Genomic DNA, 16,221 nt, shown 5'->3' on the forward strand with positions numbered 1-16,221 from the left:
GCCTGTTAACACTGACAGAACTGCGCTTCTGTGCGCCAGGTCACAAAGCCGGACGAAATCCTGATGGTTCCGTGTCAGCCCCAAGGACCACGGAAAGGACCACGGGCAGGGCCACGGGACGGATCGCGCGAGGACGAGCGGCCCCACGGGCCCTGCGGCGGATAGTTCTCGTTGGCGCCGACGGACGGCGCAGCCCGCGTGCCGAGCTCGGCCGCGAGCTGCTGGAGCGCCGCGATGCGATTCTGCGTCGAGGGATGGGTTGCGAAGAGATTGTCGACGCCATGGCCCGACAGCGGATTGATGATGAACATATGCGCGGTGGCGGGGTTTCTCTCGGCATCGAAGTTCGGCACCTGATGCGCTGCATTTTCGATCTTCACCAGCGCCGAAGCCAGCCACATCGGCTGCCCCGCGATGCGCGCACCGAGATTGTCGGCGGCGTATTCGCGCGTGCGGCTGATCGCCATCTGCACCAGCATCGCGCCGAGCGGAGCGAGGATCATCATCAGGATCGAGCCGACGATGCCGGGGCCGTTGTTGTCGCGGTTGCCGCCGAAGAACATGCCGAACTGCGCCAGCATCGAAATTGCGCCCGCGATGGTCGCGGTTACGGTCATCAGCAGCGTGTCGTGATTTTTGATGTGTGCGAGCTCGTGCGCGATGACGCCGGCAAGCTCCTCGCGGCTGAGCTGGTTCATCAGGCCGACGGTGACAGCGACAGCGGCATTCTCGGGATTGCGACCTGTCGCAAATGCATTCGGCTGTGCCTCGTCCATCAGGAACACGCGCGGCATCGGCAGGCCCGCCCGGCCCGCAAGCTCGGCAACGAGCCCGACCAGCTCCGGCGCGCTGTGGCGGTCGACTTCATGGGCGCCGTACATCGAGAGCACCGCGCGGTCGGAGTTCCAATAGGTGAAGAGATTGGTCGCGGCAGCAATGACGAGTGCGATCATGGCGCCGCTGGCGCCGCCGATCAGATAGCCCACCGCCATGAACAGCGCCGTCAGGCCTGCGAGAAGCATTGCGGTACGAAGAGAGTTCATGGCCGTCTCCAGAGCGGACCACGGCCGCCGATGGCGTCGCAGACCGGCAAACGTCAGGTAGGGATGACCCCGCCCCCGGTGCAAGGTTTCAGGGTGCGTCGCGGCGCCGCGGCACTTGACCCGGCTTGGAACAGCCGGGCACGATCCAAGCCATGCAATTCGAGATTCTCGGCGACATCTCGGAGGTCGAAACCTTCGCCAGCGGCTCGGGTATCCGCGAAATTGCCAGGCTGCGGCGGATCTAAGGGCGTGGACGATGGCGTAAGCGCAAGGGCATCGCCCAGGTGCGATTATCCAATGGCTCTACCCACCTCGCTGAGATACACTGGTATGAAGCCGCCGGAATCGGCCGCAAGGAATTCAAAATCAAGAGCCTGCTCCGACCATCATGACCAAATCGCGAGGCAAGCAACTGGTGATCTGCGTCGACAATGAGGGCTACGAGGTGTCCCTCGAGAAGCGCAAGATCTATGTGTCGCTACGCGATCCCGCGGCCGAGAAACTCGACATGCTGCGGATCGTCGATGAATCCGGCGAAGACTACCTCTATCCGAAGACATTCTTTCGCGAGATCGCCCTCCCCCTCGCTGTGAAACGCGCCGTGCTGGCAGCCTAGCAGCTCCCTGACATCACCAGAGATATCAATGCCGATGAACTGCCTTGGTTCTCGCCTTGCCTTCGCGACGATTGCAGTCTGGTTCGCGCTCGCCTTTCCCGCCTCTGCCCAGTTCGCGCCGCCGCCGGCAAGGCCTGCCGCGCCCAAGGCAACCTCACCCTCGCCGCGCGCGGCGGCGTGCCACAAGGGGGAAGGCTTCGATCGTTTCCTCGCTGACGTGAAGAGCCAAGCGGTCGCCGCCGGCGTGTCGCAGCGAACGATCGCGGAGGCTTCGCCCTACCTCGTCTACGATCAGGGCATCGTCAACCGCGACCGCGGTCAGCGCGTGTTCGGCCAGCTCTTCACCGAATTCGCCGGCCGCATGGCCGCTCCTTATCGCATGCAGAACGGCCAACAGCACATCAAGCGGCACGCAGCGGCGTTCGCGCGCGCCGAAAAGGAATATGGCGTGCCGCCGGCGGTGATCGCCGCGTTCTGGGGCCTGGAGAGCGATTTCGGCGCCAACATGGGCAATCTGCCGACGCTGAAATCGCTGGTGTCGCTTGCGTATGATTGCCGCCGTTCCGAGATGTTCGTGAACGAGACCATCGCCGCGCTGAAGATCATCGACCGCGGCGATCTCACGCCAGGCGAGATGATCGGCTCCTGGGCCGGCGAACTCGGCCAGACCCAATTCCTGCCGACGCATTACGTCAACTACGCCGTCGACTATGACGGCGACGGAAGGCGCGACCTCCTGCGCAGCGAGGAGGACGTGATCGGCTCGACCGCGAACTACATCGCCAACGGCTTGAAATGGCGGCGCGGCGAGCCGTGGCTGGAAGAGATCAAGGTGCCCTCGAGCCTGCCATGGGAGCAGACCGATCTTAGCGTGCAGCTGCCGCGCGCGAAATGGGCGCAGCTCGGCGTCACCTATCCCGACGGCCGGCCGCTGCCGAACGACAATCTCGCAGCGTCCGTGCTGCTGCCGATGGGACGCAATGGGCCGGCCTTCATGGCCTATGCGAACTTCGCGGCTTACACGGAGTGGAATAGCTCGCTGATCTATTCGACGACCGCCGGCTATCTCGCCTCGCGCATTGCGGGCGCACCGCCGATGCGCAGACCTGCCGGGCCGGTCGCGCAACTGCCGTTCAACGAGCTCAAGGAATTGCAGCAATTGCTGGTGCGCGCCGGCTTCAATGTCGGCAAGGTCGACGGCGTGCTGGGCCAGCAGAGCCGCGCCGCCGTGAAGGCGATGCAGATCAAATATGGCCTGCCCGCCGATTCCTGGCCGACCGCAGAGCTTCTGGCCCGGATGCGCGGCGGCACCGCACAGGCACAACCCCAGGCGACGGTGCGGTAGAATTTTCGCACCGCACAAGCCCGTTTTCGCGATTGTATTATTCCATGAGCCTCCCATGTGAGTGGCTCAGGTTTTCTCCTGAGATTTCCCATCCTTTGAAGCGAGCATCACATGTCCTTCTATGACGCCGTCGTCCCCGCTTATTTGCAAATGCTGAACAGCCTGACCGGCCTGCTCACCAAGGCTGAGGCGCATTGCGCGGCCAAAAAGATCGACCCGAGCGTCCTGCTCGGCTCCCGCCTCTTCCCGGACATGCTGCCGCTGTCGAAGCAGATTCAGCTCGTCAGCGATTTTTCGGCCAAGGGTTGCGCACGTCTGACGCATACCGAGGTGCCATCGATGCCGGACACCGAAACCAGCTTCGCGGAATTGAAGCAGCGGCTGGCGAAGACCATCGACTTCGTGAAATCGTTCAAGCCAGAACAGTTCGAGGGCGCCGACAGCAAGGACGTCACCTTTCCGGCCGGACCCGACCGGACCATGACGCTGAAGGGCCAGCAATTCTTCAGCTCGGTCTCGCTGCCGAACTTCTATTTCCATGCCGCGACCGCGCACGGCATCCTGCGCCATAACGGCGTTGAAATCGGCAAGCGCGATTTCCTCGGTGTGAACTGATTTGCGCAATCGCACGGCAGCGGCAGCAAAAATTCGCTGCCGCTGCCGTGATTGCGCATGAATTATGCTGCGCGGGCGCTGCCGCGCAGCTCGCCTGCACTTTCCGTATGGCTCATCCCTTGCGCCTGATATCGCAATGCACAAGTGTTCCGGACCTCTTAACCCCTGGAAGCACCCTCAATGAGCCGTCCCACCAAATTGTTCGAGACCTACAAGCTCGGCCCGATCACGCTGGCCAACCGCCTGGTGATGGCGCCGCTGACGCGCAACCGCGCCGCGCCCGGCACCTTCGTCCCCTCGCCACTCGCCGCCGAGTATTACGGCCAGCGCGCCTCTGCGGGCCTCCTGATCACCGAAGCGAGCCAGGTCTCGCAGCAAGGCCAGGGCTATCAGGACACGCCAGGCATCTACTCCAGGGAGCAGGTCGCCGGCTGGCGCAAGGTCACCGACAAGGTGCATGAGCGCGGCGGCAAGATCTTCATCCAGCTCTGGCACGTCGGCCGCATCTCGCATGTCGATCTCCAGGCTGGTGGCGCGGCGCCGGTGGCGCCCAGCGCGATCCGCGCCAAGGGCAAGACCTTCGTCAACGGCACCTTCGCCGATGTCTCCGAGCCCCGCGCGCTCGAGCTCTCCGAGATTCCGGGGATCATCGACGACTTCAAGCGCGCCACGAAGAACGCGCTGGAGGCCGGCTTCGACGGCGTCGAGATCCACGGCGCCAACGGTTATCTGCTCGACCAGTTCGCCAAGGACGGCGCCAACAAGCGGACCGATTCCTATGGCGGCTCGATCGAGAACCGCGCGAAGCTGATGCTGGAAGTCTCGAAAGCCGTCGCGGCCGAAGCCGGCGCCGACCGTACCGGCATCCGCATCTCCCCGGTGACGCCTGCCAACGACATCTCCGATTCCAATCCGCAAGCGCTGTTCGATTACATCACCGACGGTCTCAACGCCTTGAAGCTCGTCTATCTCCACGTCGTCGAGGGTGCCACCGGCGGTCCGCGCGACTTCGCGCCGTTCGACTATGCATCCCTGCGCAAGCGCTTCTCGGGCGCATACATGGCCAACAATGGCTATGATTTCGATCTCGCGACCAAGGTGCTCGATGCGAACGCCGCCGATTTGATCGCCTTCGGCAAGCCGTTCATCTCCAACCCCGATCTGGTCGAACGCCTGAAGCAGGGTGCAGTGCTGAACGATTGGGATAAGAACACGTTCTACGGCGGCGGAGCCAAGGGTTACACGGACTACCCGACGCTGGCGGCCGAGCCGGCGGAATAATCCTCCCTTCTGCCTCGGAGAAACGCGAAGCAAAAAAGGCCGGGATCGTTCCCGGCCTTCGTTGTTGGATGCGACGAGCCCCGCGATATTGCCGCGTCCCGGCATCCTTGCTCTAATGCGGCGATGGATGACACCCAGACACTCGTTCGCCGCGCCACTGCAGCGGTCAATTCGGGCAAGCCCGACGAGGCGCAGCGTCTGTGCGAACAGGGCCTTGCCCGCGATCCCGGCGATCCGATGCTGCATCATCTGCTGGCGGCCGTGTTGTTCTCCAGAGGCGTCATCGGCCCGGCTCGCGCGCATATCGACGTCAGTCTTGCCAAGCGGCCGAACAACGCGCCGGCGCGGCTGCTGGCCGCCCGCATCGCGCGCAACGAAGGCCAGTTCGACACCGCGCTCGTCCATCTCGATGCCGCGATCGCAACCAGCCCACAGCGCGAGATGTTCATCGAGAAGGCCCGAACGCTCGACATGGCGGGGCTGAGAGATCAGGCACGCGGCGCCTGGCAGGCAATCCTCAAGGTCATCCCCGGTCATCAGGAAGCAACGGCGCAGCTGGGCCGGCTGGCCTGGGAGGATGGCGACCCCGCCACCGCTGCAAGCCTGCTCGCGCAGGCGACTGCGACCGACGCGCCGGCATCCGTCTGGTTCAATCTTGGTCTCGCGCGGCAGGATTTGCGTGACCACGATGGCGCGGCAAGAGCCTATCGCAAGGCGTTCGACCTCAAGCCCGACCATGCCGAGGCCGCGCTCAATCTCGGCATCGCCCTTCAGGAGACTGGAGACCTGGATGCCGCCATGGATGCGTTCGGCAAGGCCTATCGCCTGCGTCCGCAGCTGTTCGGCTCCATCGCAATGGCGTTGACCTCCGCCCCTCACGGGCGGCTGTGGCTCGACGAGGACGCGCTGCGGCGCGCGCTAGCGCGTTAAGCGTCCGCGCTTGGCGCGAAACTGTTTGCGGTAGACATTGGGCGCGGCCAGCACGTCGCCAACGACCTTCTCATAGGACTGCCGGTGCGCCGCGTCGAAGGGCTCGAACACGAGTTCGGGCGCCTGGCGCGGAACGGCAAAGCACTGCGCAATCGGCGTGCCTTTTTCCAGCACGCCTGAAAAATCAGGCTTGATCCAGACGGCTGGAAAATTGATCCCACCGTCGTGAAACCGGTCGGCGTCGACCAGGCCCGAGACGAGACGAAACGGCAGGTCGTCGCGGTTGACGGGATGCGTCGCGAATAGCGACCAGCCGGGCTCGAGCTCGATGGTCCAGAAACTGTTGAACTTGAGCGCGGATCGTCCATTCGAGAACGGCGCCGTGGCAAATTGCGCGACCGGATGGAAGCTGAGCGGCGCGCGCGGATGCCCCGCCGTCTCCGGTTCAGGGATGTCCCAATCCCACGAGAACTCGCCGCCCTCGATCCTGACGTCGCACGGCAGCGGAATCATGACCCCATAAGCCATCGCATCGACGAAGGGCGGACATTGCTTGACCGTGCGGATGTCGCGGCCGTGGATCTGCGAATGCGCGGTGGCAGGCATCGCCCGCAGCCAGTCCGGCAAGGCGCTGCGCGCCGGAAACGGGCGCACCAGATGATCGGCCAGCCTTGGATCGCAACGGAAAATCATGCGCATGGCGAAGTCTCGCGTCTGGGTCGGGGCCAGTTCAGATCACGGCCGCCGATAAGGCAAGAGGTCCACACGACAAAAGGCCGGGATTGCTCCCGGCCTCCTGTCTTCATGGATGGCCGGGACGATCCGGCCATGATGATACAAGCGAATTATTTCGCTTCGGCGCGCTTGGGCGGGGAGGCCGGCCACGACTTGATCAGCGTGTCGTAGTCGACGGTCTCGCCCTTCGGCTTCTCGTTCGCAAGCTTGCGCTGCGGAGCGATGTTGCCGTCCTTGGCCGACTTGTCGTACCAGAACTCAGCCGTCTTCTTCGGGTTGAGCTTCGGTCCGCAGGCGCCCTGCACGCCCGACTTCTCGAGACGCTCCATCACCGAATCCTGAGCGGCTGCGAGCGAGTCCATCGCGGCTTGCGGCGTCTTCGCACCGGACGACGCATCGCCGATGTTCTGCCACCACAGCTGAGCGAGCTTCGGATAATCGGGCACGTTGTTGCCGGTCGGGGTCCACTGCACGCGCGCGGGCGAGCGGTAGAACTCGATCAGGCCGCCGAGCTTCGGCGCACGTTCGGTGAACGACTTGTCCCAGATGTCGGATTCGCGGATGAAGGTCAGACCGACATGGCTCTTCTTCAGCGACACCGTCTTGGAGACGATGAACTGGAGATACAGCCAGGCAGCCTTGCGGCGGTCGACCGGGGTCGACTTCAGCAGGGTCGCCGATCCCACGTCCTGGTAGCCGAGCTTCATGCCGTCCTTCCAGTAGGCGCCGTGCGGCGACGGAGCCATACGCCACTTCGGCGTACCGTCCGCGTTCATCACGGGCAGGCCGGGCTTCACCATGTCGGCGGTGAAGGCGGTGTACCAGAAGATCTGCTGGGCGATGTTGCCCTGCGACGGCACCGGGCCCGATTCGGAGAAGGTCATGCCCTGAGCCTGCGGCGGGGCATACTTCTTCATCCAGTCGAGATACTTGACGATCGAGTAGACCGCCGCCGGGCCGTTGACGTCGCCGCCACGCTCGACTGACGAGCCGACCGGACGGCAGCCTTCCATGCGGATGCCCCATTCGTCGACCGGCAGGCCGTTCGGGATGCCCTTGTCACCGTTGCCGGCCATCGAGAGCCAGGCATCGGTGAAACGCCAACCGAGCGAGGGATCCTTCTTGCCGTAGTCCATGTGACCATAGACGCGGACGCCGTTGATTTCCTTGACATCGTTGGTGAAGAACTCGGCGATGTCCTCGTAAGCTGACCAGTTCACGGGAACGCCGAGATCGTAGCCGTACTTGGCCTTGAACTTGGCCTTGTAGTCCGGATTGGTAAACCAGTCGTACCGGAACCAATACAGGTTGGCGAACTGCTGGTCCGGCAGCTGGTAGAGGTGACCGTTCGGCGCGGTCGTGAACGACTTGCCGATGAAGTCGTTGACGTCGAGCATCGGGTCCGTGACGTCCTTGCCGTCCTTCGCCATCCAGTCGGTGAGGTCAACTGCCTGGCCGTAGCGGAAGTGCGTTCCGATGAAGTCGGAATCGTTGATCCAGCCATCATAGACGTTCTTGCCGGACTGCATCTGGGTCTGGATCTTCTCGACGACGTCACCTTCCTGGATGATGTCGTGCTTGACCTTGATGCCGGTGATCTCCTCGAACGCCTTCGCGAGCGTGCGGGATTCATATTCGTGCGTGGTCAGCGTCTCGGAGACGACGTTGATCTCCATGCCCTTGAAGGGTTCAGCGGCCTTGATGAACCACTGCATCTCCTTCAGCGCATCGTCCTTCGACAGGGTCGACGGCTGGAATTCGCTGTCGATCCACTTCTTGGCGGCGGCTTCGTCCGCGCGCGCCGGCGCGGCGATCGTCACTGAAGCCGCGATCAGCGCGATCGCGCTGGTCATGGTCAGAAGACTATCCTTGGTCGTTCGCAAGTGTCGCATTAAGTTTCCTCCGGTTGAAGCGACAAACTAAATCCAGGCCCGGGTAGACCCCGGATCTGCTCTTTCTCGCAGGCCTCAGACGGTGCGAAAGATCACCACGCCCGAGGCAAGCGAAATCACGGTTGCGAGCCACAGGCTCGTTATCTCAAATCCTTCCTCCCCGATCGGGACTGTCGCGATCGGATCGGTACCGACGACCCCGATCCACACCAGGTGGATGACGGCGGCCACGATCAGCGAGACGAACAGGCGGTCGCCGCGCGTGGTCGGGATACGCAGGATCCCAACGCGCTCGGCTTCAGGATAGGCCGCCGCGAGCCAGGTCATGACGGCCAATGTGCACGCCAGCGCCACGAAGAAAATCGCGGTCGGTAGCGTCCATGCCATCCATGCGATGGAGTCCATGAAAACCTCCTACACCCGGCCGAGCGCGAAGCCGCGCGCGATGTAGTTGCGGACGAACCAGATCACGAGTGCGCCCGGGATGATTGTGAGCACGCCGGCAGCTGCCAACAGTCCCCAGTCCATGCCGGCTGCCGAGACCGTGCGCGTCATGACCGCAGCGATCGGCTTGGCGTTGACCGAGGTCAGCGTCCGCGCCAGCAGCAGCTCGACCCAGGAAAACATGAAGCAGAAGAACGCGGCGACGCCGATACCGCTTGCGATCAGCGGCACCAGGATCTTGATGAAGAAGCGCGGGAACGAATAGCCGTCGAGGAAGGCGGTCTCGTCGATCTCGCGCGGCACGCCGGAGACGAATCCTTCGAGGATCCACACCGCCAGCGGGACATTGAAGATACAGTGCGCGAGCGCAACCGCCCACGGCGTATCGAACAGCCCGATCGCCGAATAGAGGTTGAAGAACGGCAGCGCGTAGACCGCGGCCGGCGCCATGCGGTTCGACAGCAGCCAGAAGAACAGATGCTTGTCGCCGAGGAAGCGGTAGCGCGAGAACGCATAGGCGGCAGGCAACGCCACCGAGATCGAGATGATGGTGTTGATGACGACGTATTCGAGCGAATTGATGTAGCCGGAATACCAGCTCTCGTCGGTAAAGATGCGCCTGTAGTGCTGCAGCGTCGGCGCATGCGGCCACAGCGTCATCGTCGAGATGATCTCGCCGTTGGTCTTGAAGCTCATGTTGACGAGCCAGTAGATCGGCAACATCAGGAAGATCAGGAACAGCCCCATGATGAGGCGGCGGCCTGGAATCGAGTGCATCAGACCACTCCTTCCTTTGGCTTGAGCACGGGCGCGGGTTTGAGCGCGGCCGACGGCTTGGGCTCCGCCGCCGGCTCCTTCTCCGCCTGGACCTTTCGTTCGACACCGGCATTGGTCATGACGGTGTAGAAGATCCAGCAAACGATCAGGATGATCAGGTTGTAGACCAGCGAGAGCGCGGCCGCCTTGCCGAGGTCGAACTGGCCGAGCGCGATCTTGACGAGCTCGATCGACACGAAGGTGGTCGAGTTGCCGGGGCCGCCGCCGGTGACGACGAACGGCTCGGTGTAGATCATGAAGCTGTCCATGAAGCGCAGCAGGACGGCAATCAGCAACACGCGATTCATCTTCGGCAACTGGATCGCCTTGAACACGGCCCAGCGCGAGGCGCCGTCGATCTGGGCGGCCTGGTAATAAGCCTCCGGGATCGACTTCAGGCCGGCATAGCAGAGCAGCGCGACGAGGCTCGTCCAGTGCCAGACGTCCATCACGATGACGGTGACCCAGGCATCGATGTCGTTGGAGACGTAATTATAGTCGAGCCCGATGTGGTTGAGGACATAGCCGAGCAGGCCGATGTCGGGCCGGCCGAAGATCTGCCAGATCGTGCCGACCACGTTCCACGGAATGAGCAGCGGCAGCGCGAGCGTGACGAGGCAGGCGGCGACGGTCCAGCCCTGACGCGGCATTGACAGCGCGATGACGATGCCGAGCGGCACCTCGATGGCGAGAATCACCAGCGAGAAGAACAGATTGCGGCCGAGCGAGGCCAGGAAGCGGCCGCCGAGATCGGTCGAGGGATCGAGCAGCTCCTTGAACCAGCCGACGCCGTTCCAGAAGAACTGGTTGTTGCCGAAGGTGTCCTGCATCGAATAGTTCACCACCGTCATCAGCGGCAGCACCGCCGAGAAAGCGACGACCAGGAACACCGGCAGCACCAGGAACCAGGCTTTTTGGTTGACGGTCTTGTCCATCAGGCGGCTCCCTCCACCAGAAGGCTGTCGGCATAGACGTGGATGTGCGCGGGATCGAATTTCAGCCCGGCATTGCCGTCGGAGCCGGCGAAAGCTGCCGGCGCACGTGCCGCGATCTTGGTCTCGCCCATGCGCACGCGCGCGAAGCGGATGCGGCCGAGGTCGTCGATACGCTCGATCTTGGCGCTGAGCAGGCCGGGCCCCGGCGCAACCGCGTCGACGAACTCCGGACGCACGCCGATCTCGATCTTGGCGCCTGCCGGAAGGTCGTCATAGCTGCGGTTCAGCGCGATGACATGGTCGCCGACCTTGGCTTCACGCCCCTTCACCTCAGCCGGCAGGATATTCATGCCAGGCGAGCCGATGAAATAGCCGACGAAAGTGTGCGCAGGCTTGTCGAACAGCTCAGCCGGCGTTCCGCTCTGCACCACGCGGCCGTCATGCATGACGACGACGGTGTCGGCGAAGGTCAGCGCTTCGGTCTGGTCGTGGGTGACGTAGATCATCGTGAGGTCGAGCTCGCGATGCAGCGCCTTGAGCTTGGAACGAAGCTGCCATTTCAATTCAGGGTCGATCACCGTCAGCGGTTCGTCGAACAGCACGGCGGCAACGTCGGAGCGGACGAGGCCGCGGCCCAGCGAAATCTTCTGCTTGGCGTCGGCGGTGAGCCGCGTCGCCTTGCGGTTCAGATAGGGTTCGAGGTCGAGAAGGCGGCCGATCTCGGCGACGCGCTTGTCGATCTCGGCCTTGGGCACGCCACGGTTCTTCAGCGGGAATGCCAGGTTCTGCCCCACCGTCATGGTGTCGTAGATCACCGGAAACTGGAACACCTGGGCGATGTTGCGCTTCTGGGTTGACAGCGGTGTGATGTCCTCGCCGTCGAACAGGATTTTACCTCTCGACGGCGTGATGATGCCGGAAATGACGTTGAGCAGCGTGGTCTTGCCGCAGCCGGACGGGCCGAGCAGCGCATAGGCGCCGCCCTGCCGCCAGGTCATGGTGACCGGCTTCAGCGCAAAGGTCTCCTGCGGCGCATCGTTGCCGCCGTAGGAATGGGCGAGATCGACGAGGTCAATGCGAGCCATGGCGCACCTCCCTCAAGAACCGGGCGCCGCGACGAGGCGATCAGCCGCGTCGAAGACGAAGACATCATTGGGATCGAGCACGGCGTCCAGGGTCTGGCCGGGCTCGAACTCGTGCACGCCGTGTAGCACCGCAACCCAGTTCGATCCGGCGCGGGTCAAATGCACGAAACTCTCCGAACCGGTGATCTCGGTCACCGTCACCGTGGCGTGGAAGGCGTGACGATCGGCCTCGCCATTGGCAAGTCCAAGCTGATGCGCGCGGAAGCCGACGCGATAGGCGCCGTCGGCGAGCGACGAATAGAGGCCCGAGGCCGGCGACGACGTGCCGCCGGCATATTGCACGGAGCCGTTCTTCTTCTCGATGCCGACGAGATTGAGCGGCGGATCGGAGAATACCTGGGCGACGCGCAGGGTCTGCGGCCGGCGGTAGACATTGGTGGTCTCGCCCATCTGGAGCGCCTGGCCTTCCCACATGCACACCGTGTTGCCGCCGAGCAGCAGCGCCTCGGTCGGCTCGGTGGTGGCATAAACGAAGATCGCGCCGGAGGCTTCGAAGATGCGCGGCAGCTCGGCGCGCAGCTCCTCACGCAGCTTGTAGTCGAGATTGGCGAGCGGCTCATCGAGCAGCACGAGATCGGCGTCCTTGACCAGCGCGCGCGCGATCGCAGCGCGCTGCTGCTGGCCGCCCGAGAGCTGCAGCGGCGTGCGCTTCAGGAACGGCTCGAGCCGCAGCAGTTTCGCGGCTTCCGCCACCCGCGTCTCGATCTCCTCGCGCGGCTTGCCCTGCACACGCAGGGGCGAAGCGATGTTCTCGTAGACCGTGAGCGAGGGATAGTTGATGAATTGCTGATAGACCATCGCAACCGAACGCTGGCGCACGTCGGCGCCGGTGACGTCCTTGCCGTTGACGAGCACCTTGCCCGTGCTCGGCTTGTCGAGACCGGCGAGCAGCCGCATGATCGAGGTCTTGCCCGACAGCGTCGGCCCGAGCAGCACGTTGAGCGTGCCGCTCTCCAGCGTCAGCGAAACGTCGCGGATGTGCTGGACCCCGTCGACGGTCCGGGTCACGTGATCGAGTGTCACGCTCATGAGCGTCCTCCTGCTTCGAGCAGTGGACTTTGCGATACGGCGTGGGTCCTGATCCAGTCGTCCAGGGACGCAATTTCGTCGGCAGATAGTCGCAGACCGAGCTTGGAGCGGCGCCAGACGATATCCTCGGCGGTCACCGCCCATTCATTGGTCATCAGGTAGCGAACCTCGCGTTCCGTCAGTGTTGCGCCAAAGGCCTGGCCGAGATCGGCGGCCGACTTGGCGTCGCCAAGCAGTTTGATGGCGCGGGTGCCGTAGGCGCGTGCGAGCCGCCGCGCATGCTCATGGCTCAGGAAAGGGTAGCCGCGCTGGAGCTCGGCGATCAAGCCATCGACGGCCGATACGTCCATGTCGCCGCCGGGCAGCGGCCATTTGCCGGTCCAGCCCTCGCGCGCTTTCGCACTGCGAAGATAGGGGGCGAGCCGTTCCAGCGCCTCTTCGGCAAGACGGCGATAGGTGGTGATCTTGCCGCCATAGATCGACAGCAGCGGCACCCCGCCCGGCGTGTCGAGCTCGAACACGTAATCGCGGGTCGCGGCCTTGGCCTCGCTGGCGCCGTCGTCATAAAGCGGCCGTACGCCGGAATAGGTCCAGACCACGTCCTCTGATGTCACCGGCTTGGCGAGATATTCGCTGGCGGCCGCGCAGAGATAGTGGATCTCCTCCGGCGTCGCCTTCACCTTGGAAGGGTCGCCGTCATAGTCGCGATCGGTAGTGCCGATCAGCGTGAAGTCGTCCTGATAGGGAATGACGAAGATGATGCGACCGTCGGCGTTCTGGAACATGTAGGCGCGGTCGTGGTCATAGAGCTTCTTGACCACGATGTGCGAGCCCTGCACCAGGCGCACCTTTGCTTTGGCATTGACGCCGGCGCCGCGGCCGAGCACGTCCTCGACCCAGGGACCGCCGGCATTGACCAGCGCGCGGGCTTGGATCTGTGTGCGCGCACCGGTGAGGGTGTCGACCATGCTGACGGTCCAGACGCCGTCGGACTGCTTGATATCCGTCGCGCGGGTGCGGGTGCGGATCTCCGCACCCTTGTCGGCGGCATCGCGCGCATTGAGCACGACGAGGCGGGCATCATCGACGAAGCAGTCGGAATATTCGAACGCGCGGGCATAGCGATTCGGGATCAGCGGCTTGCCGACCTCGTCGCGCCTGAGATCGAGCGAGCGGGTCGCCGGTAGCAAATGACGGCCGCCGATGTGATCGTAGAGAAAGAGGCCGAGGCGCAGCAGCCAAGCCGGGCGCAGGCCGGCGTGATGCGGCAAAACGAAACGCAGGGGGCGGATGATGTGGGGCGCGATGCCCCAGAGAATCTCGCGCTCGATCAGCGCCTCGCGGACCAGCCGGAACTCGTAATATTCGAGATAGCGCAGGCCGCCATGCACCAGCTTGGTCGACCAGGACGACGTCCCGCTCGCCAAATCGTTCATTTCGCACAGGAAAACAGTGTTGCCGCGGCCGACCGCGTCCCGCGCGATGCCGCAACCGTTAACACCGCCTCCAATGATGGCGAGGTCGAAAATACGCTCCAACAGACGCATCCCCCGAAAACCGCCCGTTCAGTCGCGCGGCTACTTTCGTTTTTGATTAGATCACACCGGAAAACGAAAGCAAGATGAAAGAGAGACGAAAGGAAGCGAAAGTGGAACTTTTTGTGGGGCAATTCGCCGTCCAAATGGGCATCTCGGATGGCGACGCGAAGCGCAGCCTTACGCTTGAATAGACACTTCAGGGGCTATATAGTCAAAATAGTCAGATAGGTTCTCGTTAACATGACGGATCACAGCTCCGTTCCCGGCCCACAACCCACCGACACATGGACGCTTGCCAACGCCAAGGCACGCCTGTCTGAAGTGATCGACCGCGCCCAGACTGGCCCCCAGATCATCACCCGTCACGGCAGGCCGAACGCCGTAATCGTGTCCGCCGAAGAATGGGCGCGAAAGACTGCGCGCAAAGGCACGCTCGCTGAATTCCTGCTGGCCTCACCACTGCGCGGCGCCGATCTCGAACTTGAACGCGTACAGGACGAACCACGCGACGAGATGCCGTGAACCTGCTTCTCGACACCAATGTGCTCTCGGAGGTTCAGCGCCCGGCACCTTCTCCGAAAGTGTTGGCCTGGCTCGACACGGTCGATGAGGATCGCGCTTTCATCAGCGTCACGTCCATCGCCGAGCTTCGCCGCGGGATTGCATTGCTCGATGACGGCCGTCGGCGGACGGCGCTGACCGCCTGGCTCACCCACGATCTACCGGCCCGGTTTGCAGAGCGCATCCTGCCGATCGATCACGCGGTGGCTGAGCGCTGGGGCGATCTGATGGCACAGAGCCGCCGCAGCGGCATTGCATTGTCAGTGATGGACGGGTTCTTCGCGGCAACCGCGCTGGCGCACACTCTCACACTCGTCACACGCAACGTGAAGGGTTTTACGCCATTCGGCGTGCCGCTGCTCAACCCGTGGGACGGCGCCTAGTCTTTTATCGCAGCCGCACCACTGGCGCGGCTTCCGGCGCGGTATCCTGCGCCTCGGCCTGGGTCTCGTCGACGTCGGCGCCCTTCGGCATCGCCTCCACCACTTCGATGCCCTTGCTGTGGCAAATGGTGGCGAGGCGCTCGGGCAGCTCCTGATCGGTCACGAAGGTCTGGATCTGCGTCATATGCGCGATCCGGACTGGCGCGCTGCGGCGAAGCTTCGTGGAATCAGCGACCAGCATCACGCTGCGGGCATTGGCGATGATGGCCTGCGCCACCTGCACCTCGCGATAGTCGAAGTCGAGCAGCGCGCCTTCCTCGTCGATCGCGGACGCGCCGATGATGGCGTAGTCGACCTTGAACTGACCGATCAACTGTGTCGCGGTCGAGCCGACCACGGCACCGTCAGCGCGCCGCACCGTGCCGCCGGCCACCACCACCTCGATGCGGGGGTGGCGGTAGAGCAGCATGGCGACGTTGAGATTGTTGGTGATGACCAACAAATCCTCATGCGAGGTCAGCGCGCTCGCGACCTCTTCCGTCGTGGTGCCGATATTGATGAAGAGCGAGCAGCCGTTCGGGATCAGCGAGGCGGCGGCAGCCCCAATCGCCTTCTTCTCGTCGGCGGCGACGAAGCGGCGGGCCTCGTAGGCGAGGTTTTCAACACCGGAGGCGATGATGGCGCCGCCATGGATGCGGGTCAGCGAGCGGCGCTCACAGAGATCATTGAGGTCCTTGCGGATGGTCTGCGCCGAGACTTCGAAGCGCCGCGCCAGCTCCTCCACCATGACGCGGCCGGAAGCGCGGGCGATGTTGAGGATTTCAGCTTGGCGATGGGTCAATCCGGTCACGGCAACGGCCTCAAATCAGAACGATACATGGTGCGGCTTCTCGCCCGCGCGGTCAATGCGGAT

The 16,221-nt window shown here is 63.6% G+C and carries 17 protein-coding genes; 7 read left to right on the plus strand and 10 right to left on the minus strand.

Annotation, left to right across the window (positions count from 1 at the left end):
- Positions 1-74: 74 nt before the first annotated feature.
- Entirely contained in the window at positions 75-1,043 is a 969-nt protein-coding gene (gene htpX / locus BM374_RS26165; RefSeq protein WP_092298732.1) for a zinc metalloprotease HtpX, read from the minus strand.
- 388 nt (positions 1,044-1,431) lie between these two features.
- Here htpX and BM374_RS26175 point away from each other — a divergent pair, with 388 nt between their 5' ends.
- The 5 genes from BM374_RS26175 to BM374_RS26195 all read left to right on the plus strand — a co-directional run bounded on the left by BM374_RS26175 (position 1,432) and on the right by BM374_RS26195 (position 5,830).
- Positions 1,432-1,659, plus strand: coding sequence for a hypothetical protein (locus BM374_RS26175; protein WP_092298735.1), 228 nt, complete (start codon positions 1,432-1,434; stop codon positions 1,657-1,659).
- A 28-nt stretch (positions 1,660-1,687) separates the two neighbouring features.
- Positions 1,688-3,004, plus strand: a complete 1,317-nt coding sequence (locus BM374_RS26180; RefSeq protein ID WP_177248539.1) for a lytic murein transglycosylase — start codon at positions 1,688-1,690, stop codon at positions 3,002-3,004.
- A gap of 111 nt (positions 3,005-3,115) precedes the next feature.
- Positions 3,116-3,619, plus strand: a complete 504-nt coding sequence (locus BM374_RS26185) for a DUF1993 domain-containing protein (protein WP_092298738.1) — start codon at positions 3,116-3,118, stop codon at positions 3,617-3,619.
- A 180-nt stretch (positions 3,620-3,799) separates the two neighbouring features.
- Positions 3,800-4,900 (plus strand): alkene reductase, encoded by a 1,101-nt coding sequence (locus tag BM374_RS26190; RefSeq protein WP_092298741.1) that lies wholly within the window; start codon positions 3,800-3,802, stop codon positions 4,898-4,900.
- Positions 4,901-5,023: 123 nt separating this feature from the next.
- Complete coding sequence (locus tag BM374_RS26195; protein WP_092298744.1) at positions 5,024-5,830, plus strand: tetratricopeptide repeat protein; 807 nt, start codon at positions 5,024-5,026, stop codon at positions 5,828-5,830.
- Here BM374_RS26195 and BM374_RS26200 read toward each other — a convergent pair.
- The 8 genes from BM374_RS26200 to glpD form a co-directional block, all read right to left on the minus strand.
- On the minus strand, positions 5,819-6,529 hold the full coding sequence (locus BM374_RS26200) for a hypothetical protein (RefSeq protein WP_092298747.1): 711 nt from the start codon (positions 6,527-6,529) through the stop codon (positions 5,819-5,821). The two genes, BM374_RS26195 and BM374_RS26200, sit on opposite strands and share 12 nt — an antisense overlap.
- A 146-nt stretch (positions 6,530-6,675) precedes the next feature.
- Positions 6,676-8,457: an ABC transporter substrate-binding protein gene (locus BM374_RS26205; protein ID WP_092298750.1), complete on the minus strand. Its 1,782-nt coding sequence runs from the start codon at positions 8,455-8,457 to the stop codon at positions 6,676-6,678.
- A gap of 75 nt (positions 8,458-8,532) precedes the next feature.
- A complete protein-coding gene (locus BM374_RS26210; RefSeq protein ID WP_092298753.1) occupies positions 8,533-8,862 on the minus strand; it encodes a DUF2160 domain-containing protein in 330 nt (109 codons plus the stop codon).
- A gap of 9 nt (positions 8,863-8,871) precedes the next feature.
- Complete coding sequence (locus BM374_RS26215) at positions 8,872-9,678, minus strand: carbohydrate ABC transporter permease (protein ID WP_092298756.1); 807 nt, start codon at positions 9,676-9,678, stop codon at positions 8,872-8,874.
- Positions 9,678-10,652, minus strand: a complete 975-nt coding sequence (locus BM374_RS26220; protein ID WP_092298759.1) for a carbohydrate ABC transporter permease — start codon at positions 10,650-10,652, stop codon at positions 9,678-9,680. The genes BM374_RS26215 and BM374_RS26220 overlap by 1 nt, the downstream gene beginning before the upstream one ends.
- Positions 10,652-11,737: an ABC transporter ATP-binding protein gene (locus BM374_RS26225; RefSeq protein WP_092298762.1), complete on the minus strand. Its 1,086-nt coding sequence runs from the start codon at positions 11,735-11,737 to the stop codon at positions 10,652-10,654. Before BM374_RS26225 ends, BM374_RS26220 begins: the two co-directional genes overlap by 1 nt.
- A 12-nt stretch (positions 11,738-11,749) precedes the next feature.
- Entirely contained in the window at positions 11,750-12,826 is a 1,077-nt protein-coding gene (locus BM374_RS26230) for an ABC transporter ATP-binding protein (protein WP_092298765.1), read from the minus strand.
- A complete protein-coding gene (glpD, locus tag BM374_RS26235; protein ID WP_092298768.1) occupies positions 12,823-14,373 on the minus strand; it encodes a glycerol-3-phosphate dehydrogenase in 1,551 nt (516 codons plus the stop codon). Before glpD ends, BM374_RS26230 begins: the two co-directional genes overlap by 4 nt.
- Positions 14,374-14,604: 231 nt before the next feature.
- Between glpD and BM374_RS26240 the strand changes: the two genes are divergently transcribed.
- Positions 14,605-14,886, plus strand: coding sequence for a type II toxin-antitoxin system Phd/YefM family antitoxin (locus BM374_RS26240; RefSeq protein ID WP_092298772.1), 282 nt, complete (start codon positions 14,605-14,607; stop codon positions 14,884-14,886).
- A complete protein-coding gene (locus BM374_RS26245; RefSeq protein WP_092298775.1) occupies positions 14,883-15,308 on the plus strand; it encodes a type II toxin-antitoxin system VapC family toxin in 426 nt (141 codons plus the stop codon). The genes BM374_RS26240 and BM374_RS26245 overlap by 4 nt, the downstream gene beginning before the upstream one ends.
- A gap of 4 nt (positions 15,309-15,312) precedes the next feature.
- Here BM374_RS26245 and BM374_RS26250 read toward each other — a convergent pair whose 3' ends face one another.
- Positions 15,313-16,158 (minus strand): DeoR/GlpR family DNA-binding transcription regulator, encoded by an 846-nt coding sequence (locus BM374_RS26250; protein ID WP_092298778.1) that lies wholly within the window; start codon positions 16,156-16,158, stop codon positions 15,313-15,315.
- Between the last annotated feature and the right edge of the window lie 63 nt (positions 16,159-16,221).

It is taken from the genome of Bradyrhizobium sp. Ghvi, from assembly GCF_900115265.1.
Lineage (GTDB): Bacteria > Pseudomonadota > Alphaproteobacteria > Rhizobiales > Xanthobacteraceae > Bradyrhizobium.